24 protein-coding genes, 2 pseudogenes and 1 other annotated feature are annotated in these 24,714 nt (G+C 56.9%); of the genes and pseudogenes, 16 read left to right on the top strand and 10 right to left on the bottom strand.

Features of this window, described 5'->3' with window-relative positions:
* Nucleotides 1-21: 21 nt before the first annotated feature.
* Entirely contained in the window at nucleotides 22-1,074 is a 1,053-nt protein-coding gene (sohB, locus tag V3W49_RS15965) for a protease SohB (protein WP_500146804.1), read from the bottom strand.
* A 239-nt stretch (nucleotides 1,075-1,313) separates the two neighbouring features.
* Here sohB and V3W49_RS15960 point away from each other — a divergent pair, with 239 nt between their 5' ends.
* Nucleotides 1,314-2,075: a YciK family oxidoreductase gene (locus tag V3W49_RS15960; protein ID WP_500146827.1), complete on the top strand. Its 762-nt coding sequence runs from the start codon at nucleotides 1,314-1,316 to the stop codon at nucleotides 2,073-2,075.
* Entirely contained in the window at nucleotides 2,072-2,662 is a 591-nt protein-coding gene (cobO, locus tag V3W49_RS15955; RefSeq protein ID WP_500146802.1) for a cob(I)yrinic acid a,c-diamide adenosyltransferase, read from the top strand. The genes V3W49_RS15960 and cobO overlap by 4 nt, the downstream gene beginning before the upstream one ends.
* 86 nt (nucleotides 2,663-2,748) lie before the next feature.
* Here cobO and rluB read toward each other — a convergent pair whose 3' ends face one another.
* A complete protein-coding gene (rluB, locus tag V3W49_RS15950) occupies nucleotides 2,749-3,624 on the bottom strand; it encodes a 23S rRNA pseudouridine(2605) synthase RluB (protein ID WP_500146801.1) in 876 nt (291 codons plus the stop codon).
* Nucleotides 3,625-3,969: 345 nt separating this feature from the next.
* Between rluB and V3W49_RS15945 the strand changes: the two genes are divergently transcribed.
* Entirely contained in the window at nucleotides 3,970-5,001 is a 1,032-nt protein-coding gene (locus V3W49_RS15945) for a methyltransferase (protein WP_500146799.1), read from the top strand.
* Nucleotides 5,002-5,218: 217 nt separating this feature from the next.
* On the opposite strand, the pseudogene pmrB reads toward V3W49_RS15945, so the two are convergent.
* From pmrB to rnm, 4 genes and pseudogenes are all read right to left on the bottom strand, one after another.
* A pseudogene (pmrB, locus tag V3W49_RS15940) lies at nucleotides 5,219-6,308 on the bottom strand (two-component system sensor histidine kinase PmrB).
* Nucleotides 6,309-6,448: 140 nt separating this feature from the next.
* Nucleotides 6,449-7,750 (bottom strand): carbohydrate porin, encoded by a 1,302-nt coding sequence (locus V3W49_RS15935; RefSeq protein ID WP_500146825.1) that lies wholly within the window; start codon nucleotides 7,748-7,750, stop codon nucleotides 6,449-6,451.
* Between the two features lie 229 nt (nucleotides 7,751-7,979).
* Nucleotides 7,980-8,600, bottom strand: a complete 621-nt coding sequence (locus V3W49_RS15930; protein ID WP_500146798.1) for an L-threonylcarbamoyladenylate synthase — start codon at nucleotides 8,598-8,600, stop codon at nucleotides 7,980-7,982.
* Entirely contained in the window at nucleotides 8,597-9,502 is a 906-nt protein-coding gene (gene rnm, locus V3W49_RS15925; RefSeq protein ID WP_500146824.1) for an RNase RNM, read from the bottom strand. The genes V3W49_RS15930 and rnm overlap by 4 nt, the downstream gene beginning before the upstream one ends.
* A 123-nt stretch (nucleotides 9,503-9,625) precedes the next feature.
* Nucleotides 9,626-9,716, top strand: a sequence feature (Trp leader region).
* A gap of 24 nt (nucleotides 9,717-9,740) precedes the next feature.
* Here rnm and V3W49_RS15920 point away from each other — a divergent pair.
* The 5 genes and pseudogenes from V3W49_RS15920 to trpA all read left to right on the top strand — a co-directional run bounded on the left by V3W49_RS15920 (nucleotide 9,741) and on the right by trpA (nucleotide 16,311).
* Nucleotides 9,741-11,303: an anthranilate synthase component 1 gene (locus V3W49_RS15920; RefSeq protein WP_500146797.1), complete on the top strand. Its 1,563-nt coding sequence runs from the start codon at nucleotides 9,741-9,743 to the stop codon at nucleotides 11,301-11,303.
* A pseudogene (trpD, locus tag V3W49_RS15915) lies at nucleotides 11,303-12,927 on the top strand (bifunctional anthranilate synthase glutamate amidotransferase component TrpG/anthranilate phosphoribosyltransferase TrpD). The gene V3W49_RS15920 and the pseudogene trpD overlap by 1 nt, the downstream one beginning before the upstream one ends.
* 8 nt (nucleotides 12,928-12,935) lie before the next feature.
* Nucleotides 12,936-14,297: a bifunctional indole-3-glycerol-phosphate synthase TrpC/phosphoribosylanthranilate isomerase TrpF gene (gene trpCF, locus V3W49_RS15910; protein ID WP_500146796.1), complete on the top strand. Its 1,362-nt coding sequence runs from the start codon at nucleotides 12,936-12,938 to the stop codon at nucleotides 14,295-14,297.
* Nucleotides 14,298-14,308: 11 nt separating this feature from the next.
* Nucleotides 14,309-15,502, top strand: coding sequence for a tryptophan synthase subunit beta (gene trpB, locus V3W49_RS15905; protein WP_500146795.1), 1,194 nt, complete (start codon nucleotides 14,309-14,311; stop codon nucleotides 15,500-15,502).
* Entirely contained in the window at nucleotides 15,502-16,311 is an 810-nt protein-coding gene (trpA, locus tag V3W49_RS15900; protein ID WP_500146794.1) for a tryptophan synthase subunit alpha, read from the top strand. The genes trpB and trpA overlap by 1 nt, the downstream gene beginning before the upstream one ends.
* A gap of 39 nt (nucleotides 16,312-16,350) precedes the next feature.
* Here trpA and V3W49_RS15895 read toward each other — a convergent pair whose 3' ends face one another.
* Nucleotides 16,351-16,824: an Lrp/AsnC family transcriptional regulator gene (locus V3W49_RS15895; RefSeq protein ID WP_500146792.1), complete on the bottom strand. Its 474-nt coding sequence runs from the start codon at nucleotides 16,822-16,824 to the stop codon at nucleotides 16,351-16,353.
* Between the two features lie 146 nt (nucleotides 16,825-16,970).
* Here V3W49_RS15895 and V3W49_RS15890 point away from each other — a divergent pair, with 146 nt between their 5' ends.
* Entirely contained in the window at nucleotides 16,971-17,393 is a 423-nt protein-coding gene (locus tag V3W49_RS15890; RefSeq protein ID WP_500146791.1) for a DUF2000 domain-containing protein, read from the top strand.
* A gap of 32 nt (nucleotides 17,394-17,425) precedes the next feature.
* Here V3W49_RS15890 and V3W49_RS15885 read toward each other — a convergent pair whose 3' ends face one another.
* Nucleotides 17,426-17,653 carry a hypothetical protein gene (locus V3W49_RS15885; protein ID WP_500146790.1) on the bottom strand — a complete coding sequence of 76 codons (228 nt, stop codon included), beginning with the start codon at nucleotides 17,651-17,653 and terminating at the stop codon, nucleotides 17,426-17,428.
* Nucleotides 17,654-17,768: 115 nt separating this feature from the next.
* Here V3W49_RS15885 and V3W49_RS15880 point away from each other — a divergent pair, with 115 nt between their 5' ends.
* The gene (locus tag V3W49_RS15880) at nucleotides 17,769-18,137 is read left to right on the top strand and encodes a hypothetical protein (protein WP_500146789.1); all 369 of its coding nucleotides are present in this window, start codon (nucleotides 17,769-17,771) and stop codon (nucleotides 18,135-18,137) included.
* A 561-nt stretch (nucleotides 18,138-18,698) separates the two neighbouring features.
* On the opposite strand, the gene ompW is transcribed toward V3W49_RS15880, so the two are convergent.
* On the bottom strand, nucleotides 18,699-19,331 hold the full coding sequence (gene ompW, locus V3W49_RS15875; RefSeq protein ID WP_500146788.1) for an outer membrane protein OmpW: 633 nt from the start codon (nucleotides 19,329-19,331) through the stop codon (nucleotides 18,699-18,701).
* A gap of 298 nt (nucleotides 19,332-19,629) precedes the next feature.
* Between ompW and V3W49_RS15870 the strand changes: the two genes are divergently transcribed.
* From V3W49_RS15870 to V3W49_RS15850, 5 genes are all read left to right on the top strand, one after another.
* Nucleotides 19,630-20,037, top strand: a complete 408-nt coding sequence (locus tag V3W49_RS15870) for a YkgJ family cysteine cluster protein (protein ID WP_500146787.1) — start codon at nucleotides 19,630-19,632, stop codon at nucleotides 20,035-20,037.
* A 14-nt stretch (nucleotides 20,038-20,051) separates the two neighbouring features.
* A complete protein-coding gene (locus tag V3W49_RS15865) occupies nucleotides 20,052-20,795 on the top strand; it encodes a YciC family protein (RefSeq protein ID WP_500146786.1) in 744 nt (247 codons plus the stop codon).
* A gap of 53 nt (nucleotides 20,796-20,848) precedes the next feature.
* Complete coding sequence (locus V3W49_RS15860; RefSeq protein ID WP_500146785.1) at nucleotides 20,849-21,385, top strand: septation protein A; 537 nt, start codon at nucleotides 20,849-20,851, stop codon at nucleotides 21,383-21,385.
* Between the two features lie 138 nt (nucleotides 21,386-21,523).
* The gene (gene yciA, locus V3W49_RS15855) at nucleotides 21,524-21,934 is read left to right on the top strand and encodes an acyl-CoA thioester hydrolase YciA (protein WP_500146784.1); all 411 of its coding nucleotides are present in this window, start codon (nucleotides 21,524-21,526) and stop codon (nucleotides 21,932-21,934) included.
* A 910-nt stretch (nucleotides 21,935-22,844) separates the two neighbouring features.
* Entirely contained in the window at nucleotides 22,845-23,111 is a 267-nt protein-coding gene (locus V3W49_RS15850) for a SymE family type I addiction module toxin (RefSeq protein WP_500146783.1), read from the top strand.
* Between the two features lie 168 nt (nucleotides 23,112-23,279).
* Here the strand turns inward: V3W49_RS15850 and V3W49_RS15845 are convergent, their stop codons facing one another.
* The gene (locus V3W49_RS15845) at nucleotides 23,280-24,032 is read right to left on the bottom strand and encodes an energy transducer TonB (protein WP_500146782.1); all 753 of its coding nucleotides are present in this window, start codon (nucleotides 24,030-24,032) and stop codon (nucleotides 23,280-23,282) included.
* Between the two features lie 214 nt (nucleotides 24,033-24,246).
* Here V3W49_RS15845 and V3W49_RS15840 point away from each other — a divergent pair, with 214 nt between their 5' ends.
* Nucleotides 24,247-24,543 (top strand): YciI family protein, encoded by a 297-nt coding sequence (locus V3W49_RS15840; protein WP_500146781.1) that lies wholly within the window; start codon nucleotides 24,247-24,249, stop codon nucleotides 24,541-24,543.
* The last annotated feature ends 171 nt before the right edge of the window (nucleotides 24,544-24,714 follow it).

The following is a 24,714-nucleotide window of genomic DNA, read 5'->3' as shown; positions in this document are numbered from 1 at the left end:
CCGCACAAGCGGCCTTTTTGCTTAGGGTAACGGGCGCTCGCCTCGCTGCCACCAGCGCAGCAGCAGGCGATCCGCGCTTTCCGCCGCGCTGCGGGTAAAGCGATCCACCAGTTTTTTACGCTGTACATAGTGAACATTGACCGCATCGAATCGCTCAAGCCGCGCCAGCAGCCAGTCGTCGCTGGTGCCTATCTCGTCCACCAGCCCTTTCTCCTGCGCCTGGGTACCGTACCAGTGTTCGCCCGTGGCCACCGCTTCCACATCCAGTTGCGGGCGCATACTGTGCACGAAAGATTTAAACAGCTGGTGCGTTTCGTTCAGATCTTCGCGAAATTTATCCCGCCCTTCCTGAGTGTTCTCGCCAAATAGCGTTAAAGTTCGTTTATATTGCCCGGCGGTATGCAGCTCCACATCAATATTGTTGCGCTGCAGCAGGCGGTGAAAGTTAGGCAGCTGCGCCACCACGCCAATAGAGCCGATAATCGCAAACGGCGCGCTGACGATCCGGTCGGCCACGCAGGCCATCATATAGCCGCCACTGGCGGCCACTTTATCAACCGTCACCGTCAGCGGTATCTGATGGTCACGCAGGCGCTGGAGCTGAGAAGCCGCCAGCCCATAGCCATGCACCACGCCTCCGGGGCTTTCCAGACGCAGTAGCACTTCGTCCCCGGACTTATGGGTCGCCAGCACCGCGCTAATCTCTTCGCGCAGCGAAGTCACCTCATGAGCGTCCATACTGCCTTTAAAGTCCAGCACCCACAGTACCGGCTTACGGGATGAAGCGTCCGTCAGCCCCTGTTTAGCGCGCGCTTTGGCGGCTTTAGCCTCCTGTTTGCGCTGACGCTTCTGCTCCTTGAGCCACACTTTGCGGGCCGGTTCATCCAGCAGCGCCTCGCCAAGAGAGGTCTGCATCTCCTGATACTGCTCATTCAGCCGGGTTACGCGCAGTTCGCCGCGCTGCTGCTTTTTATGGCGCGCGGCATTCGCCGCCAGCATAATGACGATGGCAATCGCCACCACCACCGTCACCACACGGGCTAAAAACAATCCATAATTGACGATCAGATCCACAGTTCCGCCTTTTCTTTCCTGATAGATACGCTGCCGACATTGTAACCTGAACTTCCCGGATCGTCCCTCTTCCTTTGCAGAGGTTTCTCCCTGATGAAATATTTGCAAAATGTTAATAGACGCCACGCCGTACAGCCATCCGATTGAAATACCGGGCGGGATCGGGCATAAAGCCAGGTATCAGAATCCTGCGAGCTCAGGCCTCAGGCCGCTCACCTACGGCTTAGGAGTCAGTTATGATGCACTATCAACCCACCACCGACCTGCTGCAAAATCGGATAATCCTGGTGACCGGCGCCAGTGACGGCATCGGCCGCGAAGCCGCATTAACCTATGCCCGCTATGGCGCCACCGTACTGCTGGTAGGCCGTAACGAAGAGAAACTGCGCGACGTCGCCGGAGAGATTCAGAATCACGGACTGGCTCAGCCACAGTGGTTTGTACTGGACTACGACAGCGCCGACGCGCAAACCTGCTATCAGTTCGGCCACAGGCTGGCAGGTCTGGTGCCGCGTCTGGACGGCGTGCTGCATAACGCCGGCATCCTGGGCGATATCGTGCCGATGACCGAACAAAACCCCACGGTCTGGGAGCGGGTGATGCAGATTAACGTCAACGTCACCTTCTATCTGACCCAGGCCCTGCTGCCTCTGCTGCTGAAATCGAAAGCCGGTTCGCTTGTGTTCACTAGCTCCAGCGTCGGGCGTCAGGGGCGTAGCGGCTGGGGCGCCTACGCGGTTTCCAAATTCGCCACCGAAGGCATGATGCAGGTTCTGGCCGAAGAGTATCGCCACCACAATCTGCGGGTTAACTGCATTAATCCCGGGGGCACCCGCACCAAAATGCGCGCCAGCGCCTTTCCGACGGAAGATCCCAATAAGCTGAAAACGCCACGCGACCTGATGCCGCTCTATCTGTGGCTGATGGGCGAAGACAGCCGACGCAAGACCGGCATGAGCTTCGACGCGCAGCCCAAACGCAAACCGGGGATTGCCGAATGAACGACCAACGCCACCGCGAACGCCAGCAGCGGCTGAAAGAGAAAGTGGACGCCCGGATCGCCGCGGCCCGGCAGGAACGCGGTATCCTGATGATCTTTACCGGCAACGGCAAAGGAAAAACCACCGCGGCTTTCGGTACGGCGAGCCGGGCCGTCGGCCACGGCAAACGGGTGGGCGTAATTCAGTTCATCAAGGGGGAGTGGCCCAACGGAGAACGCAATCTGCTGGAGCCGCACGGGGTGGAATTTCAGGTAATGGCTACCGGTTTTACCTGGGAGACCCAGAACCGCGCCAGCGACACCGCCGCCTGTCTTGCTGTTTGGCAACACGCCCAACGGATGCTGGCCGATCCAGAGCTCGATCTGGTGATACTGGATGAGCTGACCTATATGATCTCTTACGATTATCTGGCGCTTGACGGCGTGCTGGAAGCGCTCCAGGCCCGCCCAGCGCATCAGAGCGTGATTGTTACCGGTCGCGGCTGTCATCGCACCCTGCTCGATCTGGCGGAAACCGTTAGCGAAATACGCCCGGTGAAGCACGCCTTCGACGCCGGTATTAAAGCCCAGTTGGGGATTGATTACTAAGGTATTAAGAGTGTGGGCCCGGAGCCTCTATGCCTTCCCCCTCACCCCAGCCCTCTCCCCGAGGGGAGAGGGAGCCGGTTGGCACATTAGCGCGCGCCGCCCCGGCGCTGGCCAGTGTTCACTTTGCTGTGACGCTTCACGGCGCGGCGGATCTGGTTGGCCTTCATCCGCCGTCTGTCCTTCTCCACCGCGACTTTGGTCGCCGTTTCCGGCGCCAGCTCAACCAGCGCACGCAGATAGTTGGTCTTATCCAGATCCAGTTCGGTCCAGCCACCGCGTGGCAGCCCTTTGGGCAGAGAAATATCGCCATAGCGTACACGGATAAGGCGGCTGACCTGAACGCCTACCGCTTCCCACAGGCGACGCACTTCGCGGTTGCGCCCTTCGGTCAGAGTGACGTTAAACCACTGGTTGATCCCTTCGCCACCGCTGTAACGCAGGGTTTTAAAGGCAGCCGGGCCATCTTCCAGCTGCACGCCGCGGGTCAGGGAGCGTAGCTTAGCCTCGTCCACTTCACCGAAAACGCGCACGGCATATTCACGCTCCACTTCCCGGCTCGGGTGCATCAGGCGGTTCGCCAGCTCTCCATCAGTGGTGAACAGCAGCAGACCGCAGGTATTCACGTCCAGACGTCCTACCGCTATCCAGCGCGCGCCGCGCAGCTTCGGCAGTCGGTCAAATACCGTGGGGCGCCCCTGGGGATCGCTACGGGTGCACAGCTCCCCTTCCGGCTTATAGTAGGCCAGCACCCGGCAGATCTGCCCGGTGCTGGCGTTCAGGGAAATTAGATGACCATCGATGCGGATACGCAGACCGGGCGTCAGCTCAACGCGATCCCCCAGAGTGGCAACCTTACCGTCCACGCTAACGCGACCGGCAGAGATCATACCTTCGATTTCACGGCGCGAACCATGGCCGGCTCGCGCCAGCACCTTCTGTAACTTTTCGCTATTGTCGCTCATAGAGCTCCTCGGGTGTCGCCTTCACAGGCGTCTTACTACCAGTAAAAACAGGGGGCAGCGTAACGGCCAACCCACTATTATCTAAGTAACTTTTGGCATGCTGCGTCATCAGATTTTAGTCCATCACTACGCACCTGCCGGTGTGGGGGCGTATGGTACACGAACTTCACGACGAATGCTTGCCCGGTAAAGCGTCCTCCGCCAGGCACTGGATTGTATATACTAGTCAGTTGCCACAGAGGAAACCGCCATCCCGCGCGTATGTGGCGCCCGGGGCCAGTCATCTGCGCTCCAACACTCTCATGGAAAGTCACCCGTTATCACGTTGTAGCGAGGTCACTCACTATGGCAATACCTGCTCTTCCTCAGCAAACCGATAATTTTATTCGCCAGCTCTGGCTGTCAAACTTTATCCCCCCGGTACTCACCGCTTCTCTTGAACTGGGCCTTATCGAGCTTCTTGACCGTGAGCCGCTCTCTGTGCAGGCGCTATCGGAACGGCTCCAGCTCAGTACAGAGGCGGTGGAAGCGTTAACCAGCGTATTAGGGGGACTGGAGCTACTCTCTGTAGACGAAGAAGGTCGCTTCAGGCTTACGGATATCAGTTATCACTATCTGCGGCGAGAGAGCCCATTTTACTGGGGCGACATGTTGCGCCTGTTTCAGGAGGTTCGCCCCTGTCACGATAGCCTGATGAAGACGCTGCGTCAGCATAAGCCAGCCACGCTGGATGACGGCGCGCCACTCACCGGAGGATGGGAAAACTTTAGCCTGACGCCTCAGCGCGCGAGGGAAATCACCTCGGCCATGCAAAGCCTCTCTATGGCACCGGCTTATGGCCTGGCTCGCAAACTCAGGCTGCCTGAAGGCTGTCGGATGCTGGATATCGGTGGGGGATCGGGCTGTTATTCCATTGCCCTGGCGCAGCATAATCCGCAGGCACGATTCACCATTGCGGATTTACAACCGGTCTGCGATATAGCCAGAAACAATATTCAGGCGGCCGGCCAGGAGCAACGCGTTGATACCCTGCCCCTGGATATGTTTAATCAACCATGGCCCAACGATTACAATACCATCTTCGCCGCAAACATATTTCACGACTGGGACGCAGAACAACGCCGCTTTCTACTGAACTGTGCCCATCGGGTTCTGCCTCCTGGCGGGGAAATCATGCTCTATGAAATGCTGATCGACGAAAACCAGGCCGGCCCACTGGTCGCGGGATTGTTCTCTGTTAACATGCTGTACGTCACTAAAGGCAAGCAGTTCAGAGCCTCAGAGTTAAAAGAGATGCTGGAACAGTCAGGGTTTCAGCAGTTCGAGGCGAATGAGATATACGCAGGGTATTCATTAATCCGTGCCCGGGCAGTCTAAGACTATCGGACGATGCCCGACGTCATTAACCAGGTGATGAGAAAACCACAAAGCAGCGGTAAGGTGGAATCCATCCCTGCTTAAGGGGGCTCACGCCCCCCATACCTTGCTGTCACCAGAAAACAGAATCAGGAATAGTAGGCACCGCTATCATGTGATTTTACCCGCATTCCACTCTGATTAAGAAACAGGGCTAATGTATATATAGAGTGAAAGGTTAATCAGGAGAATCATCCCTCTGTAACGCAATCCGTGCCTGTAACCCAGGTTCCGGCGCGCGGTTATTCAGCAGCAGGCGCCCCTGGTGCAATTGTGCGATACGGTTGACAATGCTCAGCCCCAGACCGACGCCGCCGTAGCGGCTATCCATACGCACAAAGGCCTGACTCAGCTTCTCGCGCTGATTTTCATCAATGCCGGTGCCTTGATCCTCAACGCTAAGCTGCGGCTGAGGATAATCGCTCACGCTCAGGCTAATGGCGCTACCCTGCGGGCTATAGCGATGGGCATTCTCAACCAGATTACGTAGCGCCACCCTCAGCAGCGTGGCGTCGCCGCGTACCGCGACATCCCCGCCGCCGGTATTCAGGATCAATCGCTGCTGGCGTCGCGTCAACATGGTGTCCAGCTCTTCACGTAACGGCGTGACAACGTCACCAATCAGCATCACCCGCTGATACTCTCCAGCGGCAAAAGCCTGCCCGACCCGGCTGAGCTCTAATAACTGCACCACCCGATCGCGCATTTGATCCAGCCGCGCCAGCAGAGGCTCTACGCCAGCCGTTCCCTGCCGCTCCTGCACTTCCAGCAGCGCGCGGATCTCTTCCAGCGGCATCTGTAACGCGCTGGCGACATCGCGACTGAACATGCGTTCGTTTTCCAGCATCGCGGAAAGACGCGCCACCAGTTGATTCAGTGCCCCCACTGACTGCGGTCACTTCCGCCACCTGTCCACTGGGCGCAAGCGGCGCCAGGTTATCCGCATCGCGATGCTGCAACTCATGCTGTAACCGATCCAGAGGACGAGTGATGAGCTTGATAGCCTGATAGCAAATCAGCAGCGTTAACGTCACCATCAGCAGCCCCGGAACGATCAGGCTGGTCAGCGCCTCGTGAACTTCACGGCGCAGGTGGTTATTATAATGATGGTTATCCAGCACCCCCTGCACCAGATAGCGGATCTGATCCCGGCTTTCGTGCCACAGCCAGAAAGTACCGGACAGCTGGCACACAATCAGAATAGCGCCGACAGCCAGCATTAACCTGGCGCGTAGCGTTACAGGCCAAAGAAATCGCGGGTTAAGCATCGCATCCCCCGATATAAAGAGATAAAGACAGGCATGGGATTAATAGCATAATACAGACTACACCCTGTTCAGGCTATAGACTGCGGGAGGGCTGCTGCTGTCGAAACGAAGCGGCCCCGGGAAAAGGGGCCGCAGGAAGGTCAGAAGCTCAGGTTAGCGCTCAGACCGCCGATAAAGGCATCGTCAACTTTGGTAACGGCGCCCGGGGCAGAAACATACTGCAGGTTGGGGCGCAGTTGCAGCCAGTTGGTGACATGGAAGTTGTAGTAGATTTCGTAGTTGTATTCCGAACCTTCCTGAATCGGCAGGTAGGTCGGGCTGTTGTAATCCGCAACGCCGTTTTCGCGGTTCTGGGCGCGTAGCATGCTGGTGTAATCGGAATTCACGTGAATACGCGCGGCGCCGATACCGATCTCATCCTGGGGACGGGCGTCGAACGGCCCTTTCCATGCCAGAGAGATAGCCTGGTAGTTGTCGGTCTTGGCCGTCTTATGGTCGTTCATCACCGCCTGCAGGGTCAGAGTCAGACCGCGGTCGGCGCTGCCGCCCTGGCTGAACAGCTGCTGCTGAGCAAGGATGTAGCCGCCGTAAGAGTGGGCATCGTCATGGAAAGCGCCGTTATGCCAGCTTCCATATACATCGTCATGAGTCGAAGAGTAATAGAAACCGATGCGGTAGTTACCCGGCAGGTTATCCGGCCCGAAGGTTGGTTTCCAGCCCAGTTCCACTGGCACAAGGTTGCCTTCGGTCGGGTTGAACTCCAGACGGAAACCGTCGCCGCGATCGTAGTTATAGGGGTTCTGATTATAGAAGCCCACCTGCAGGAACACTTCCGGGGTAAAGTTCAGTTTTACCCTTCCGCCCCACTGGGAGACCGGCCAGTTGTACCAGTGGTCGCCGCGCCAGTTTCCCGCCTGGCCGCTACCGAAGGCCAGGTTCTGGAATTTGCTGTCGAAGTTGTCAAAATCTTCGCCCACGGTAACGCGACCGGCTTTGATATCCAGCACGTCGTTAAAGAAGCCCTTACGCAGCCAGAACTGGGTCAGACGCCAGGTCTGCCCGCGGCCATAGACTTCCTGCACCGAAGAGAGCATGCCGGTACGCGGGTCGGCTACCTGATCGGACAGGTTGTTGCCGTCACGGTTAGTGATGGTCATCTGGAACTCGGCGTCCTGCCAGTCCAACAGCTTTTCAAGGTCGAGGTTGACCCCGAAGGCCCACTGATCGCTGTAGCGCGCCGTAGTGGAAGAGTGGTAACCGCCGGCGAAGTTGGAAGCGGCCTCCATAGTGTAATCTACGTTGAATTTAACCCCTTTCTGCTCCAGCGCGGCGCGATCGCCGCCCCAGTCACCAAACATCCAGGGAGAGTCATAGCTGAAAGGCTCACCTGCCGCAGAAGCGCCGCCTGCGAATAACGCCAGACACAACGCGCTGAGCGCCATAGCCCCGTGTTTTTTTGTCACTGCCTTCGATTGTTTCATAAGTCATTATTTTTTTAGTGGAAATGGAGCCCGAGTTTAGGGCTGGTCACAGGGTAAGTTTTATAGATTTGTGCTGCAAAAAAAGTAAGCCGGGAACTTTTTTGGAAAAATGAGATCGGGCATACAAAAAAGGGAGCTGAATCGTGCCCCCGGTACGCTTCTTGTATATTTGTGCTCTGCTGGCAGGCGATTACAGAAAGGGTTTAACATCCCCCATGCCTTCACGCAGTACCACCGGCGACGCTTCAGTCAGATCCACCACCGTGGTGGGCTTCTGCCCCAGGTTACCGCCGTGAACTATCAGATCCACCTGCTTTTCCAGCCGATCTTTGATCTCTTCGGGATCCGACTCGGTAAACTCGCTGCCCGGCAGCATTAGCGAAGTAGAAAGCATCGGTTCGTTTAACGCCCCCAGCAATGCCAGCGCGATTGGATTCGAAGGCACCCGCAGACCGATGGTCTTACGCTTTTCCTGCAGCAGACGACGCGGCACCTCTTTAGTCCCCTTCAGGATAAAGGTGTAGTTACCCGGCGTGTTGTTTTTGATAAGCCGAAACGCCACATTGTCTACCCAGGCGTAGGTCGACAGTTCCGACAGATCCCGGCACATCAGCGTAAAGTTATGGCCTTTTTCCAGCTGCCGGATCCGGCAGATACGCTCCATGGCGTCTTTATTTTCCAGCTGGCAGCCCAGCGCGTAGCCAGAGTCGGTGGGATAGACGATAACCCCGCCTTTCTGCACAATCTCGACCGCCTGATTAATCAGGCGAGGCTGCGGATTATCCGGATGAATATAAAAAAACTGACTCATACTGCCCTCTCTTTTTGTTCGGTGGTTTCCCAGCCTTGCCACACCGGAGCGACGTTTTCTGGCAGCTTCAGCCTGCGTCCCAGCTCAATCCAGGCACAGGGCTGGTGGAAGTCGGAGCCCTGAGACGCCAGCAGCTCAAACTGCCGGGCGTACTGCGCCAGTTGGTTACGCTCGCCTGGTGCCTGCTGACACTGTGCCACCTCCATAGCGTCGCCACCCGACTGAGCAAACTGCCCCAACAGCCGTTTTAACCACTTTGCGGAAAGCCGATAGCGGCCGGGATGCGCCACTACCGCCTGTCCACCTGAATGGTGAATAACATCAATAGCTTGTTCTATTGTACACCACTGCGGGGGAACATAGCCGATTTTCCCACGCGCCAGATAGTGCTTAAAGACGTCCGCAAAGGAGTTCGCACGCCCACACTCAACCAGAAAACGGGCGAAGTGGCCGCGGGTTATCGCCGCACCGTTGGCATGACGCAGCGCGCCTTCCCAGGCGCCTGTAATGCGCGCCTTTTCCAGCCGTTCGGCAATCAGCCTCGCCCGCTGTAACCGCCGTTCGCTCTGCTGCGCCAGAAAAGCCGCCAGCACCGGATGCTCCGGATCCAGATTCAGTCCTACGATATGAATTTCATGATTCTCCCAGACCGTTGAGATCTCCACCCCGTTTACCAGCTGCAACGTCAGCCCCTGGCGGTCAATAGCCTCACGAGCCGCCGCCAGGCCAGCCACGCTATCGTGATCGGTAATCGCCAGCACATCCACACCTTGAGCCACCGCGCGTTCAACCAGTTGTTCCGGTGACAGCAGGCCGTCAGAGGCGGTGGTATGACTGTGAAGATCGTAAAGTAATTCGCCCAAACTGGCTCCCGTACTGGTTATTATCAAGTGGCGTACCATCATAACGGTCACTACATGAAAAATCGCTATTGACATTACGCCTACGAACCAGTTAACTAGTACGCAGGTTCACTTGAGAATAAAAAGGTATCTGACATGGCATGTGTAATGACGCTGAACAAACACTGGTGGCGCAGCTCCTGAATGGGGTCAGTGCTGTTTTTTGCTTAGCGCAATACAGATACCAGGCCCGCCTTAAAGCGGGCCTTTTTTTGAACGCAATTTCAGGAATAACGAGATGTTAAACGCCAAACCTGTACTGGAACTGATTGCCCGCGAGGCGCCCTATCGTGAAAATCCAGGCGCGCTGTTTCAGCAGCTGTGCGGCGCCCGTCCGTCCACTCTGCTGCTGGAATCTGCGGATATCGACAGCAAAGATTCGTTGAAAAGCATGTTGCTGGTGGACAGCGCCCTGCGTATCAGCGCTCTTGGCAACGTGGTGACAGTGCAGGCGCTTTCCGCCAACGGCGCCGGGCTGCTGCCGCTACTGGATGCTGCCCTGCCAGCCAGCGTGGACAATCGCATCTCGCCTCTGTGCCGTGAACTCACCTTTCCCGAAGCGGACGCGACCCTGGACGAAGACAGCCGTCTGCGTTCGCTGTCGGTGTTCGATGCCCTGCGGTTGATGATCACCCTGGTGGAGGTGCCGGAACACGAGCGCGAAGCCATGTTCTTTGGCGGTCTGTTTGCCTATGACCTGGTGGCGGGCTTCGAAAACCTGCCGCCGCTGCGCCAGAGCAACCGCTGTCCTGACTACTGCTTCTACCTGGCGGAAACCCTGGTGGTCATCGACCATCAGGAAAAGAGCTGTCGCCTGCAGGGTAGCCTGTTCGGCGATGACGGTAGCGAACGCGATCGCCTGAAACGGCGCCTGACCGCACTGGAACAGCAGATGCAGATAGCCCCGGAACTGCTCCCGGCGCAAAACGTGCCGGAAATGGCCCTGAACTGCAATCAGAGCGACGAAGAGTACGGCGCCGTCGTTAGCCAGCTGCAGCAGGCCATCCGGATGGGCGAAATTTTTCAGGTCGTGCCTTCGCGCCGCTTCTCGCTTCCCTGCCCGTCGCCGCTGGCGGCCTATCAGGTGCTGAAGCAGAGCAACCCCAGCCCCTATATGTTTTTTATGCAGGATGCCGAATTTACGCTGTTCGGGGCTTCGCCGGAAAGTTCACTCAAATATGACGCGACTTCGCGCCAGATTGAGATCTACCCCATCGCCGGAACGCGTCCCCGCGGACGCCGGGCAGACGGTTCGCTGGATCACGACCTCGATAGCCGTATCGAACTGGAAATGCGTACCGATCATAAAGAGCTGGCAGAGCATCTGATGCTGGTGGATCTGGCCCGTAACGACCTGGCGCGCATTTGTACCCCGGGCAGCCGCTACGTGGCGGATCTGACTAAAGTGGATCGCTATTCGTTTGTGATGCATCTGGTTTCCCGGGTGGTGGGCGAACTGCGCCAGGATCTGGATGTACTGCACGCGTATCGGGCCTGCATGAATATGGGCACCCTGAGCGGCGCGCCCAAAGTTCGTGCCATGCAGCTTATCGCCGAAGCCGAAGGCGAGCGGCGCGGCAGCTACGGCGGCGCCGTCGGCTACTTTACCGCCGATGGTTCCCTCGACACCTGCATCGTTATCCGATCCGCCTGGGTTGAAGACGGCGTCGCTACCGTCCAGGCAGGCGCTGGCGTCGTGCTCGACTCCATTCCCCAGTCAGAAGCTGACGAAACCCGTAACAAGGCCCGCGCAGTGCTACGCGCCATTGCCACGGCTCACCATGCACAGGAGATCTTCTGATGGCCGACATTCTGCTGCTCGACAATATCGACTCCTTCACCTGGAACCTGGTGGATCAGCTGCGTGCCAATGGCCACCAGGTGGTGATTTATCGCAACCAGGTGCCGGCCCGAACCATCCTGGACTGCCTGGCTCGCATGGAAAACCCGGTGCTGATGCTCTCTCCCGGCCCCGGCGCGCCAGCCCAGGCGGGCTGTATGCCGGAACTGCTGAATACCCTGCGCGGCCAACTGCCGATTATCGGCATCTGTCTGGGCCACCAGGCCATCGTGGAAGCTTACGGTGGGCACGTGGGCCAGGCTGGGGAAATTCTGCATGGTAAAGCCTCCGCCATTACCCACGACGGCGAAGCGATGTTTGCCGGGCTGCCCGACCCGCTGCCGGTAGCCCGCTACCATTCGCTGGTTGGCAGCCAGGTACCGGCCACGCTGACGGTCAACGCCACCTTCAATGATATGGTGATGGCGGTACGTCATGACGCCGACCGGGTGTGTGGTTTCCAGTTTCATCCGGAATCCATTCTGACCACCCTTGGGGCGAAACTCCTTGAGCAGACCCTGGCATGGGCGCTCGCCGACCCACAACAAAATAAAAAAAACGCGGCTATTAACGAGGGGGAAGCGTAATGCAACCGATTCTGGAAAAACTGTTTCAGTCCGGGATACTGACCCGTGACGAAAGTCACCGTCTGTTTTCCGCCATCGTGCGCGGCGAACTGGAACAAAGCCAGCTGGCGGCGGCGCTGATCAGCATGAAAGTGCGCGGCGAAGATCCCGTTGAAATCGCCGGCGCCGCTTCCGCTCTACTGGAAGATGCCCGGCCGTTCCCACGCCCCGACTACTGCTTTGCCGATATCGTCGGCACCGGCGGCGACGGCAGCAACAGCATCAATATTTCCACCGCCAGCGCTTTCGTGGCCGCCGCTGCGGGCATGAAGGTCGCCAAACACGGCAACCGCAGCGTTTCCAGCCGGTCCGGTTCTTCCGATCTGCTGGCCGCCTTCGGCATTCGGCTGGACATGAGCGCCGAAGATTCCCGCCAGGCGCTGGACGATCTGGGGGTCTGCTTCCTGTTTGCTCCCCAGTATCACACCGGCTTTCGTCACGCCATGCCGGTGCGCCAGCAGCTAAAAACCCGTACCCTGTTTAACGTGCTGGGGCCGTTGATCAATCCCGCCCATCCGCCGCTGGCGCTGATTGGCGTTTACAGCCCTGAGCTGGTGCTGCCTGTCGCCGAAACCCTGAAGGTGCTGGGTTATCAACGCGCCGCGGTGGTTCACAGCGGCGGTATGGACGAAGTCTCCCTGCATGCCGATACCCAGGTGGCGGAATTGAAAGACGGGCAGATCGACAGCTACCTGCTGAGCGCCGAAGATTTCGGCCTGAAAGGCTACGAGAAACAGGCGCTTGCCGGTGGAACGCCTGAAGAAAACCGTGACATTCTGACCCGCCTGTTACAAGGTAAAGGGACACAAGCCCATGAGTCTGCGGTGGCGGCCAATGTCGCTATGCTGATGCGTCTTCACGGCCAGGAAAATCTCCGGCAAAACGCCAGCCATGCGCTGGATGTGATTCGCAGCGGCGCAGCCTGGTCGCGCGTGGCCGCACTGGCAGCAAGAGGATAACAGAGAGAATGAAGGATACCGTTTTAGCACGTATCGTTGCGGATAAGGCCATCTGGGTCGAAGCCCGTAAGGCGCAACAGCCGCTGGCGTCATTCCAGAATGAAACCGTCCCGAGCTCGCGCAACTTTTACCATGCGCTGCAGGGATCGCGTACCGCGTTTATTCTGGAGTGCAAAAAGGCGTCCCCCTCTAAGGGGCTGATTCGCGAGGACTTCGACCCGGTGCGTATCGCCGGTATTTATCGTCACTACGCTTCCGCCATTTCGGTACTGACGGATGAAAAATATTTCCAGGGCAGCTTCGACTTCCTGCCGCTGGTGAGCCAGACCGTGACTCAACCGGTGCTGTGCAAAGACTTTATTATCGACCCCTATCAGATCTGGCTGGCGCGCCGCTACCAGGCCGATGCCTGCCTGCTAATGCTGTCGGTGCTGGATGACGAGCAGTATCAGCAACTTGCGGCTGTAGCTCACAGCCTGAATATGGGCGTACTCACCGAAGTCAGCAACGAAGAGGAGCTGGAGCGCGCCATTCGCCTGGAGGCGAAAGTGGTCGGCATTAATAACCGTGACTTGCGCGATCTCTCAATCGATCTGGATCGCACTCGCCAGCTGGCGCCGCGACTGGGCCATGGCGTAACGGTAATCAGCGAATCCGGCATTAACCGCTATGCTCAGATTCGCGAACTAAGTCGTTATGCTAACGGTTTTCTGATCGGCTCCGCGCTGATGGGCGAGGAGTGCCTGGAATCCGCAGTACGTCGGGTGCTGCTGGGCGAAAACAAGGTCTGCGGCCTGACCCGCCCACAGGATGCGCTGGCGGCCCACAAAGCCGGGGCCGTCTACGGAGGATTGATCTTCGTTCCCTCTTCGCCGCGCGCGGTCAGCGAACAGCAGGCCAGAGCCGTCATGGCGGGTGCCCCGCTGCGCTACGTTGGGGTCTTTCGCGACGCGCCGACGGAGGAAGTGGCCGCCATCGCTCAGCGGCTTGGTTTACACGCAGTGCAATTACACGGTCACGAAGATCAGGCCTATATCGACGCTCTGCGCCGGACGCTCCCGAAAGAGGTGGCAATCTGGAAAGCCGTGAGCGTAGACAAAACGCTGCCGCCCCGGGAGCTGAAGCAGGTGGACAAGTGGCTGCTCGATAACGGCAACGGCGGCAGCGGCCAGCGTTTCGACTGGTCGCTACTGGCGGGCCAGCCGCTGAGCGGCGTAATGCTGGCCGGTGGCCTGAGCGCCGACAACTGCGTGGATGCCGCACAGGCGGGCTGCGACGGTCTGGATTTTAACTCCGGCGTGGAGAGCGCTCCAGGAATCAAAGATGCCAACAAGCTGACGGCGGTCTTTCAGACTTTGCGGGCTTATTAAGGAAGAGAATCATGACAACGCTATTGAACCCTTATTTTGGTGAATTCGGCGGTATGTACGTACCGCAAATTCTGATGCCCGCCCTGCGCCAGCTGGAAGAAGCTTTCGTCAGCGCCCGTCAGGATCCCGAGTTTCAGGCTCAGTTCAGCGACCTGCTGAAAAATTATGCCGGGCGTCCGACGGCGTTAACCAAATGCCGTAACCTGACGGCCGGCACCCGTACCACGCTCTATCTGAAGCGTGAGGATCTGCTGCACGGCGGCGCGCATAAAACTAACCAGGTACTGGGCCAGGCGCTGCTGGCGAAGCGAATGGGCAAAACCGAAATCATCGCTGAAACCGGGGCCGGACAGCACGGCGTCGCATCAGCGCTGGCCAGCGCCCTGCTGGGCCTGAAATGCCGTATCTATATGGGAGCAAAAGACGTGGAGCGCCAGTCTCCCAACGTTTTCCGGATGCGGCTGATGGGCGCCGAGGTCATTCCGGTGCACAGCGGCTCCGCCACCCTGAAAGACGCCTGTAACGAGGCGCTGCGCGACTGGTCCGGCAGCTATGAAAAGGCGCACTATATGTTGGGTACCGCCGCAGGCCCACACCCCTTCCCGACTATCGTGCGCGAATTCCAGCGAATGATCGGCGAAGAGACCAAAGCGCAGCTTCAGGAAAAAGAAGGACGCCTGCCGGACGCAGTTATCGCCTGCGTCGGCGGCGGCTCCAACGCCATCGGCATGTTTGCCGACTTTATTGATGACCAGAGCGTGAAGCTTATCGGCGTGGAGCCTGGCGGCCACGGCATTGAAACCGGCGAGCACGGCGCGCCCCTGAAGCACGGGCGGGTCGGTATCTACTTTGGTATGAAGGCGCCTATGATGCAGACTGAAGACGGTCAGATTGAAGAGTCCTACTCCGTTTCCGCCGGACTCGATTTCCCTTCAGTAGGGCCACAGCACGCTTACCTTAACAGCACCGGTCGGGCGGATTACGTCTCCATTACCGATGATGAAGCGCTGGACGCCTTCCAGACCCTGTGTCGTCAGGAAGGCATTCTGCCAGCGCTGGAATCCTCCCATGCGCTGGCTCATGCGCTGAAGATGATGCGCGAAGAGCCGCAAAAAGAGCAACTACTGGTGGTGAATCTTTCCGGGCGCGGCGACAAAGATATTTTCACGGTTCACGACATTCTGAAATCACGGGGGGAGATCTGATGGAACGCTACGAGCAGCTTTTTAAACGGCTGGATGCCCGCAAGGAAGGCGCCTTTGTTCCCTTCGTCACGCTGGGCGACCCTTCGCCGGAGCAGTCGCTGAAAATCATCGATGCGCTGATCGAAGGGGGTGCCGACGCCCTGGAACTGGGGATTCCTTTCTCGGATCCGCTGGCGGACGGCCCGACGATTCAGAACGCTACCCTGCGCGCCTTCGCAGCGGGTACCACGCCGGCTCAATGCTTCGACATGCTGGCGGCGATTCGCCACAAATACCCTGACATCCCTGTTGGCCTGCTGATGTACGCCAACCTGGTGTGGAACCCGGGCATCGATGCCTTCTATGCGCGCTGCGCCGAAGTGGGCGTTGACTCCGTTCTGGTGGCTGACGTGCCCATTGAAGAGTCCGCGCCATTCCGCCAGGCGGCGATGCGCCACGAAATTGCGCCAATCTTTATCTGTCCACCCAATGCCGATGACGACCTGCTGCGCCAGCTGGCGTCGTTCGGCCGCGGCTACACCTATCTGCTGTCGCGCGCCGGGGTGACCGGGGCCGAAAATCGCGCCAGTTCGCCGTTGACTCATCTGGTGAACAAACTGAAGGAGTACCACGCCGCGCCGCCGCTGCAGGGCTTTGGAATTTCTGAACCTTCCCAGGTGCGTGACGCGCTGGATGCCGGCGCCGCTGGCGCCATTTCCGGCTCTGCCGTGGTGAAAATCATTGAGCGTAATCTGGAGCAGCCGCAGCAAATGCTGAGCGAACTGACCCAGTTTGCCCGCCAGATGAAAGCCGCCACGCTGGGCCGCTAATCCACACAAGGGCGCCGAAGCGGCGCCCTTTTTGATCGCTCATTCCGGCAGTCGTTTTATCGGCCAGGCGACAAAGGGTTTAATCTCCTTGAGGACAAACATACTCTGCATCTCTTTAATGCCCGGCAGGCGACGGATGACCGACATCGCAAAATCAGCGTAGCTATCAAGATTCGGCGCCACAACCTGCAGCAGGAAATCAGCATCGCCGCCAATGCTGTAACAGGCCACGACATCCTCCAGCGCCATCACCTGTTCCTCGAATTTCCTGGATTCCACGTCGTTGTGGCTATCAATCGCAACGCGGACGAAAACCATCACCCCCAGCCCCAGCTTGCGGCGATTGAGCACCGCCCGATAGCCTTCAATGACTCTCTCTTCTTCGAGCTTACGCACTTTACGCCAGCAGGGAGACGCGGACATGCCCGCCTTATCCGCCAGCTCCTGATTCGTCACCCGGGCATCGTCCTGTAGCAGCCTGAGAATCTTTATTTCTGTCGCACTGAGCGCCATAGTGGGAAATTCCTTTCTTTATTTTTTATTTATCAGGTAATTTTTTCCGAAATCGACCTTTTTATCAAGCCAATAAGACAGCAAATACCCGCCGCGCTCATGCATACTGGTTCTCAGAACCAACAGATATTGAAAAGAGGGTAAAGATGAAATTTGATGCCAGCCAGCATCGCTGCACCATCGTGATTGATAGCAACCTGCCCGCAGGGCTCGCCATTAATGCCGCAAGCGTCATTGGGATCAGTTTCGGTCGTACGGTAGAAAACCTGGTCGGCCCGGATATGCAAAGCGCCGATGACGTGAATTATCCGGGCGTGATCTACAGCCCGCTGCCGGTGCTGTTGGCTTCCGGGGAATACCTCCATAGGCTACAAAACGCCGCGCACCAGGATGAAGAGATTTATGCCATACCCTTTAGCGCGCTGGCACAATCGTGCCGCAGTTATGAGGAATATGGCGAGCGTATTGCGACGATCACCAGTCCCCGTATTGAGCTGGTCGCCATTGGGCTTATCGGCCCACGCAAGAAAATTACCAGACTGACCGGAAATTTAGCGCTCTATAAATAATCGAAGAGAGCGCCCATCGGGCGCCCTCTTCGTTACAGCTGTTCCGGCCCTTCCAGCGCCGCCTGGATAGCATCCGCCAGTTCGCCAATTTTATCCCGGGTATAATCGATATCCTTACTGAGTTTGTCGCGTCCGGCATACGCATTGGGTGCCGCAACCGACGCCTGTATAATCTTAAGCGCCGCCGCAACCGCCAGAACCCGTCGCCGGGTCTTATCTTCAGCGCTCGCATCGCTAAGCGGATAATCTTCCAGCATCATCGTTCTCCTGATGAACTTATAGGCCGTGCCTGAACGGCACTGCTCAATAGTTAAAATATTGTGATAAATTAACGTCTTTCATTATTACGTTAACACAGGAGCCCCGGAGTCGGTCATGAAGATAATCGTACTACTCAGCCTGCTGACGCTATTCCTCTCCCCCGCTTTCGCGGCCACCGCCGTCAAACTGGCCTGCTCGGTGCGCAAGAATGTGATCGTTTCGTCATTTAACTACGGCCTGACCACCATGAAATGGGGCAATCATTTCCAGGTTGCCGCAGGCAGTAAAAAGGCCCATACCGATTCAGGAACGCCGTTTCGCATTACCAGCTTTCGCAACGGTGACGACCTGATCTATTTCCCGGGTAGCGACAGCTATCTGTTTTTCTATGCCGGAGGAACTCTTCCCGATCGCTGCTCGGTACTGGAAACCTTTTCGTACCCCGTAACACCGCTCAACCGCTATAAAAAGCCGCTGACCTGAAGCATATGTTTAAGCTGCGCTAAGCTCAGGCGTAAGTGGGATAAGCGTGCGGCACGCAATATAATTTCGTTGCTGGCTGGCGCGAAAATGGGTTCACCAGTGATTTTCCTGATGCAAACTGAACTTCCTTATTTCCTCCCCTCATCGCCTGAGGGGATTTTTTATCCTACGCGACGATGCCCTTAATCTGCCATTAAGCTGACCGGGGATGGATTCAGTTTTCTGTATCGGTATGATGCATTCACGGTGCGGCCTGCCAGACCACATTGTGCAACAACTGACACATCAGCCTCATCACTCAGAGGCGTGTGGCTAATCATACGAAGATTGTCTTCATTGTTTAATTTTTGGCTCCAGTGGATGACTGGAGCCCTTTTTTATTTATCGGCTTTTGGCGTAACACACCATTCATAAAGTTTTTATCCGAATATGTGGCTGTTATTCCGTTTTAGCATTCTCAGCTGGAAGTTTCCCTTCGTATTACGTCATATACTTGCTTTTAACAGGGGGGGATAGAGAAGAGAAAAACTGGCCATTGAATGACCAGTTTTACAGAACGCTTTAGAAGCGATAACCAGCAGAGAACATGAATACCCACGGATCCAGACTGGTATTGATATTCTGCTTCTCTCCGCCCGCCTTAAAGCGCACTTCGGTATCAATATCCATATACCAGACCGACATGTTGAGCAGCCAGTCGCGGTTAATCATATAGTCCAGCCCCACCTGACCGGCGACGCCCCAGGAGTCTTTCAGGCTGAGATCGCTAAGCCCCGCCTCTTTCCCGGTTTTATTAAAGCCTTCGTCAAAGAAGGTGGTGTAGTTAACCCCCACCCCGACATAAGGACGGAATTTACTGGAAGAGTTGCCAAAATACCACTGCGCCATCAGGGTCGGCGGTAGATGATGTACCGTTGCAATATCGCCGGTTGGCCCCAACCCCACCTTATGGCGGAACGGCGTTGCGGCCAGCAGTTCGATACCGATATTGTCGGTCGCCATATAGGTGAAGGTTAACCCCAGCTGGGTATTATTGTTAACATTAAATCCACCCATTCCTAATACGTTATCCGAACTTTCGCTGGGACGAACCGTTGCGCTACCGGCTCGCAGGAAAAACTCCCCGGCTTCGTGAGCCGAGGCGACGCCGGACAGACAGCTAAACGCCAGAAGTGCCACTGCAAACTTTTTCATAATCCCTTTCCCTATTATCTTTTTGGTCTTAGCGCTGCTGAATATACCTGGTAAGGAGTACCTTAGGATCCGGTCTGGGTCACATTTAATTAGCTATTTTAACATTCAATGATCCAGATTAATTTTTACGTATTATTGTGAACTCTTATATTTGATCTGAAGTCAAGTTTTACGATTCTTCCGGCGCTGAATTACAGCAAAAAAATGATCGGTTCCTCTTGCAGAGCCTCCCCGGCTGTGATTATGTTAATCCACCGTAATCACTGTAATTAATCTTCCGTTCACTTGCCGGTGCAAAATGAGCGAAATGAATCCTTGCATAACCTGCGGCGCCTGCTGTGCTTACTTTCGGGTCTCTTTTTACTGGGCGGAAGCCGATGACGGCGGCGGTCCGGTTCCCGCTGCGCTGACCGAACAAGTAACCCCACATTTGCGGGCCATGCGCGGCACCAATCAGAAATCACCGCGCTGTGTGGCGCTGGCGGGTATTCCGGGGAGCGCCACCCGTTGTACGATCTATTCCCTGCGCCCGTCCCCCTGCCGGGAATTCGCCTGCTCCGGTGACGGGGGCGTGGCGAACGAAGCCTGCGATCGTGCCCGGATCCGTTACGGGCTGGCGCCATTAAAATACGATTCACCTGTAACCGGAGGTGCCAGAGAGCCTTCAACCAGGGTACAATCGGCCGCTGATGAATACCGGCCATAACCCCAGGAGTGTGCATGTCTATCACGGCAAATGCGGTTTACCGTGACACGGGAAATTTCTTCCGCAATCAGTTCATTACCATCTTGCTGATCGCGCTGCTTTGTACCTTTATCTCTATTGTGTTTGGCCACGTTTTCTCGCCTTCTGAGGAGCAGGTTTCTCTCCTCAACAGCGTGGAAAATATGGAAGGAAGCACCGGGCTGTACGATCTGGTGCAAAATATGACGCCGGAGCAACAGCAGGTGCTGCTGCGCCTTTCTGCAGCATCCACCTTCGCGATGCTGATTGGCAATACCCTGCTGGTCGGCGGCATGATGTCGCTGATTCAATTGGTTTCCGCAGGCCAACGTTTGAGCGCCCTGCGCGCTATAGGTGTTTCTGCCCCCATGCTGCCACGGCTGTTTATTCTGTTATTCCTGACCACTTTTGTGGTGCAGTTAGGGATGATGCTGATTATCGTGCCCGGCGTGCTGCTGGCCATCGTGCTGGCGCTGGCGCCCATCATGCTGGCCCAGGATCACAGCGGAATTTTCCAGTCCATGCGTAACAGCATGCGTCTCGGCTGGGCTAATATGCGCCTGGTTGCGCCCGCGGTACTCGGCTGGCTGCTGGCGAAGGTGATTCTGATGGTGATAGCCTCTTCCTTTGCGGCAGTGACGCCGACGGTGGCTTCCATCATACTTAATACGCTCAGCAACCTGATTACCGCGGCGATGATTATCTATCTCTATCGTCTGTATATGCTGCTACGCCAGTAATGAACCACGGCGCCCAGGCAACGCCTTCGGCGCCGCATAATTTGGAACCGATTATGAAGCAGTTGCTCGACTTTTTACCCCTGATTGTCTTTTTTGCTTTTTATAAGCTGTACGACATCTTTGTTGCCACCGGCGCCCTGATTATCGCAACCGCGCTGGCGTTAATCTTTAGCTGGTACAAATACCGCAAGGTTGAAAAAATGACCCTGGTCACCTTCGTTCTGGTGGCCATCTTCGGAGGCCTGACGCTGTTCTTTCACAGCGATGAGTTTATTAAATGGAAAGTCACGGCTATCTATGGCCTGTTCGCCACCGCCCTGCTGATTGGGCAGTGGGTCATGAAAAAGAACCTGATTAAAAGCATGCTGGGTAAAGAGATTACCCTGCCAGACAGCGTCTGGTCGCGGCTGAATCTGGCCTGGGCGCTGTTCTTCATCATTTGCGGACTGGCGAATATCTATGTCGCTTTCTGGCTACCTCAGAACGTCTGGGTCAATTTCAAGGTCTTCGGCCTGACGGCGCTGACGCTGGTCTTCACGCTGCTGAGCGGCGTTTATATGTATCGTCATATGGCACCCGAACAAAAATAACGACAGACGCTTGTCACCACACGCCGGCCTCAGCCGGCGTTCTATTATCCCCGCATGGCGCACGCAGAAACCCTGACGAACTGGCGACCTGGTGTATAATCGGCCACGATTTTTAGACGATGTATCAGGAACACAGCAATGACAACACAAGAGACCGAAACCGTTTTGGGCGATCTGGTGCTACGCACCCTGGCAATGCCGGCCGATACCAATGCCAACGGTGATATTTTTGGCGGCTGGCTGATGTCGCAGATGGATATGGGGGGCGCCATTCTGGCGAAAGAAGAAGCCCTGGGCCGCGTAGTGACTGTACGGGTTGACGGCATGACGTTTCTCAACCCGGTTGCGGTGGGTGACGTTGTTTGCTGTTACGCAAGCGTGGTGAAACGCGGGAATACTTCCATCACCATTCATGTCGAAGTCTGGGTAAAGAAGGTCTCTTCCTCCCCGGTGGGCCAACGCTGCAAAGCGACCGAGGCCAACTTTATCTACGTCGCGGTAGACGACAACGGGCGTCCGCGCCCTCTGCCGCGCCCTGCTCAGGCATAAAAAGGTTCATCACAAATTAGCGTGCCACTTTTTTCCGAAAAACGGCAGAAGATGATGATGCGGTGGGCTGTTCCGTTCATTGCCGAGAAACGCCCTCTCCCTTCAGGGTGTGTACGGTCCGGGGTGAGGGTAACAGACGGCGCCCTGTTTCAGAACAAAACCGGCAGAATATAATGATGCGGTGACTGTTCCGTTCACTGCCGGGAACCCCCTCTCCCGTTTCGGGAGAGGGCCGGGGTGAGGGTGACAGGCGGCTCCGGCGCCCGCTTTCAGAACAAAAGCGGCGGAATATAATGATGCGGCGAGTGTTCCGTTCACTTCAGGTTTCTGCTTCTCTGTTAATCCACCGCCGGTGAACGGGCCAGGGGGGCTCAGTCGCCGCCTCCCTGGCGACCCGGGCTCCCCGGCGCTAAAAAACGCCGCTGACGCGGGCCCCTTCGCTTATCACTCCGGGCTTTTCGGAACGGGCAAGAGTTGCCATCCATGGCGACCTTGCCCTGTCGCGACATCCTGTCGCTCCTCCGGCCCTGCGTGAACGCTTCGGCGTTTTTTAAGCCGGGATATAACCCCCTTATCGCTTCAGTCTGTTTTTTCAAATGACACCAGCAATACCTTTACTGATAAATCCGGGCAGAAGATTAAAGGCGATGACATTCTCCGGCCTGAAAATCGCCGGAGTATTCCCGGCGGCCAGGGTCAGCCCGACAGGACGTCGGGCTGAGGGCATACGGCACAGGGAGGTGACGTCACGCCCGACCCGTCCGGCTGCCGGGAAAAGCGCAGGACAAAATTGCCGGGAGCCATTTTGAACAACGCCGCAGGCGTTGGCCCCGGAGGGGCGAGGCCCAGGGACGGGCCGAGTAATCCCGAAGGGCGATTCTCACGCCGGAAAGCCAGGTTTTGGGGTTCAGTGCATTTGAGCCTCCTGGCTCGTTCACCGGTTCCGCAACCGGCATATAAAAATCACCTTAAGGTGAACGGAACCTTCGCCAGCGCGACATATTCTTTCAGAACACGGCATAGTCGCAAAAATAGCGCCGCCGGCATGACCATCTACCTACTGCCGCCCCCAGGTCTGCATCTGAAAGGCGACTGGCTGGGCGAGACCGGATTTAAAACAGGCTGTTCGGTAAAGGTCATCATTAGTCCCGGCAACATCATTCTTTGCCCGGAGTAAACGCGATATCCCGAATTCACGGGGGGTAAACAGCGCCTTCGTCAACGCAATATACCCGCCCAAAAATGTAGCGCTCCCCGCTTTACTCCGGCTCACACTCATCCGCAATAAACCTAAAAAAAGCCCGCAGGCCAAAAACCTGCGGGCTTTTTCTGCTGCGCAATCAGCTTACTGCACCGATGCGCCGCCATTAATCCGAAAGACAATATTCACAATCAGCCCGGTTCCGGGCTTACCCGGCTCATAGCGCCATTTACGCATCGCCTGTTTCACTTCGCGATCGAACATATTAGCCGGTTTCGCCGACAAAATTGAGATATTGTCGACCCGCCCGCTGCTGTCCACATCAAACTTCACTCTGACCTGCCCTTCCATACGTAGTGCATAAGCACGCGACGGATACTGAGGCTGGTTACGGCTGACCGCACGTGGACCGCTCGGTGCCGAAGGCGCGGCAGAGGCGCTGTTATTGCTGCTGCGCGCGGTGCTGGTACTGGAGGTGGAAGGCCGCGCTGGCTGGTCGCTGTCGAACGGCGAGGCCGGACGCGATTCAGGTTTTACCTCACGCTTCGGCTTCTCTTGCACCTTATGTACCGGCTTCGGTTTCGGTTTCGGCTTCGGTTTCGGTTTATGGATCACCACCGGTGCTTCTTTCGGCGGCTCTGGCTCTGGCTCAACCACCGGTTCGGGTTCCACGGCCGGCTCCGGCTCCGCGACAGGCGCTGGAGCCGGGGCCGGCGGCTCCAGCGCTTCGGGCGCCACCATAGAGACGTTAATCGCCTGCTGGGAAGGCGCAGGCAGTTGCATTGTCTGATTTACCGAGGTGTAAAGCAGCCCTGCCACTACGGCCCCGTGCAACACCACGGAAAGCAGCGTTGGCCACGGAAAACGGCGGGGAGTATCGAGGGTCATTGCGGTCATAGCGGTCCCGGTAACGTAGTAAGGGGTCAATTTTAAATGCAAATAGCAATCATATTCAATAACGAGCAGCAATTTGTCTGGCGCTGGTGGTCTGTTCGCTGCTTTTTACCTCATAATCTGTGCGGTTTATCAAGACCTGCCATCTTTCCGTTGCGTCACCCGGCGCTTTCAAATAACGTGAACAGCGATTGATCCAAACTCAAGGAGTTTTACCGTGCTGTATGTGATTTATGCAGAAGATGCCGCCGATTCCCTGGAGAAGCGTATGGCAGTGCGCCCTGCACATCTGGCCCGTTTGCAGTTGTTGCATGACGAAGGCCGTCTGGTTACCGCCGGGCCGATGCCAGCCGTCGACAGCAATGAGCCCGGCGCCGCTGGCTTCACCGGTTCAACGGTTATCGCCGAATTCGAATCCCTGGAAGCCGCGCAGTCCTGGGCCCAGGACGATCCCTTCGTGGCCGCGGGGGTCTATCAGAAAGTCACGGTAAAGCCATACAAACGCACCTTCTGATTCAACCGCCACTTTCCGAACGCGCCCGGCTCTTTTCGCCGGGCGCGTTTTTTTATGACAAAAAAAAGCCAGCACAACAGTGCTGGCGCAATAAATATGCAGGTTAAGAAAACAATTCGCTAAGACATTCGGTAAAGGGAAAGGGTCTCTACCGGATGACGGCACTATACC

It is taken from the genome of Rosenbergiella sp. YN46 (assembly GCF_036620675.1).
In the GTDB taxonomy this organism is placed as follows: domain Bacteria; phylum Pseudomonadota; class Gammaproteobacteria; order Enterobacterales; family Enterobacteriaceae; genus Jejubacter.
Note: the sequence above shows the minus strand (reverse complement) of the source record. Positions and strands in the feature narration are given on the sequence as shown.

What these genes read in the sequence shown, in the direction of transcription:
- V3W49_RS15960 (WP_500146827.1), top strand. Translation starts at nt 1,314, where the DNA reads ATGCACTATCAACCCACCACCGACCTGCTGCAAAATCGGATAATCCTG.
- cobO (WP_500146802.1), top strand. Translation starts at nt 2,072, where the DNA reads ATGAACGACCAACGCCACCGCGAACGCCAGCAGCGGCTGAAAGAGAAA.
- rluB (WP_500146801.1), bottom strand. Translation starts at nt 3,624, where the DNA reads ATGAGCGACAATAGCGAAAAGTTACAGAAGGTGCTGGCGCGAGCCGGC.
- V3W49_RS15945 (WP_500146799.1), top strand. Translation starts at nt 3,970, where the DNA reads ATGGCAATACCTGCTCTTCCTCAGCAAACCGATAATTTTATTCGCCAG.
- V3W49_RS15935 (WP_500146825.1), bottom strand. Translation starts at nt 7,750, where the DNA reads ATGGCGCTCAGCGCGTTGTGTCTGGCGTTATTCGCAGGCGGCGCTTCT.
- V3W49_RS15930 (WP_500146798.1), bottom strand. Translation starts at nt 8,600, where the DNA reads ATGAGTCAGTTTTTTTATATTCATCCGGATAATCCGCAGCCTCGCCTG.
- rnm (WP_500146824.1), bottom strand. Translation starts at nt 9,502, where the DNA reads ATGGTACGCCACTTGATAATAACCAGTACGGGAGCCAGTTTGGGCGAA.
- V3W49_RS15920 (WP_500146797.1), top strand. Translation starts at nt 9,741, where the DNA reads ATGTTAAACGCCAAACCTGTACTGGAACTGATTGCCCGCGAGGCGCCC.
- trpCF (WP_500146796.1), top strand. Translation starts at nt 12,936, where the DNA reads ATGAAGGATACCGTTTTAGCACGTATCGTTGCGGATAAGGCCATCTGG.
- trpB (WP_500146795.1), top strand. Translation starts at nt 14,309, where the DNA reads ATGACAACGCTATTGAACCCTTATTTTGGTGAATTCGGCGGTATGTAC.
- trpA (WP_500146794.1), top strand. Translation starts at nt 15,502, where the DNA reads ATGGAACGCTACGAGCAGCTTTTTAAACGGCTGGATGCCCGCAAGGAA.
- V3W49_RS15895 (WP_500146792.1), bottom strand. Translation starts at nt 16,824, where the DNA reads ATGGCGCTCAGTGCGACAGAAATAAAGATTCTCAGGCTGCTACAGGAC.
- V3W49_RS15890 (WP_500146791.1), top strand. Translation starts at nt 16,971, where the DNA reads ATGAAATTTGATGCCAGCCAGCATCGCTGCACCATCGTGATTGATAGC.
- V3W49_RS15885 (WP_500146790.1), bottom strand. Translation starts at nt 17,653, where the DNA reads ATGATGCTGGAAGATTATCCGCTTAGCGATGCGAGCGCTGAAGATAAG.
- V3W49_RS15880 (WP_500146789.1), top strand. Translation starts at nt 17,769, where the DNA reads ATGAAGATAATCGTACTACTCAGCCTGCTGACGCTATTCCTCTCCCCC.
- ompW (WP_500146788.1), bottom strand. Translation starts at nt 19,331, where the DNA reads ATGAAAAAGTTTGCAGTGGCACTTCTGGCGTTTAGCTGTCTGTCCGGC.
- V3W49_RS15870 (WP_500146787.1), top strand. Translation starts at nt 19,630, where the DNA reads ATGAGCGAAATGAATCCTTGCATAACCTGCGGCGCCTGCTGTGCTTAC.
- V3W49_RS15865 (WP_500146786.1), top strand. Translation starts at nt 20,052, where the DNA reads ATGTCTATCACGGCAAATGCGGTTTACCGTGACACGGGAAATTTCTTC.
- V3W49_RS15860 (WP_500146785.1), top strand. Translation starts at nt 20,849, where the DNA reads ATGAAGCAGTTGCTCGACTTTTTACCCCTGATTGTCTTTTTTGCTTTT.
- yciA (WP_500146784.1), top strand. Translation starts at nt 21,524, where the DNA reads ATGACAACACAAGAGACCGAAACCGTTTTGGGCGATCTGGTGCTACGC.
- V3W49_RS15845 (WP_500146782.1), bottom strand. Translation starts at nt 24,032, where the DNA reads ATGACCGCAATGACCCTCGATACTCCCCGCCGTTTTCCGTGGCCAACG.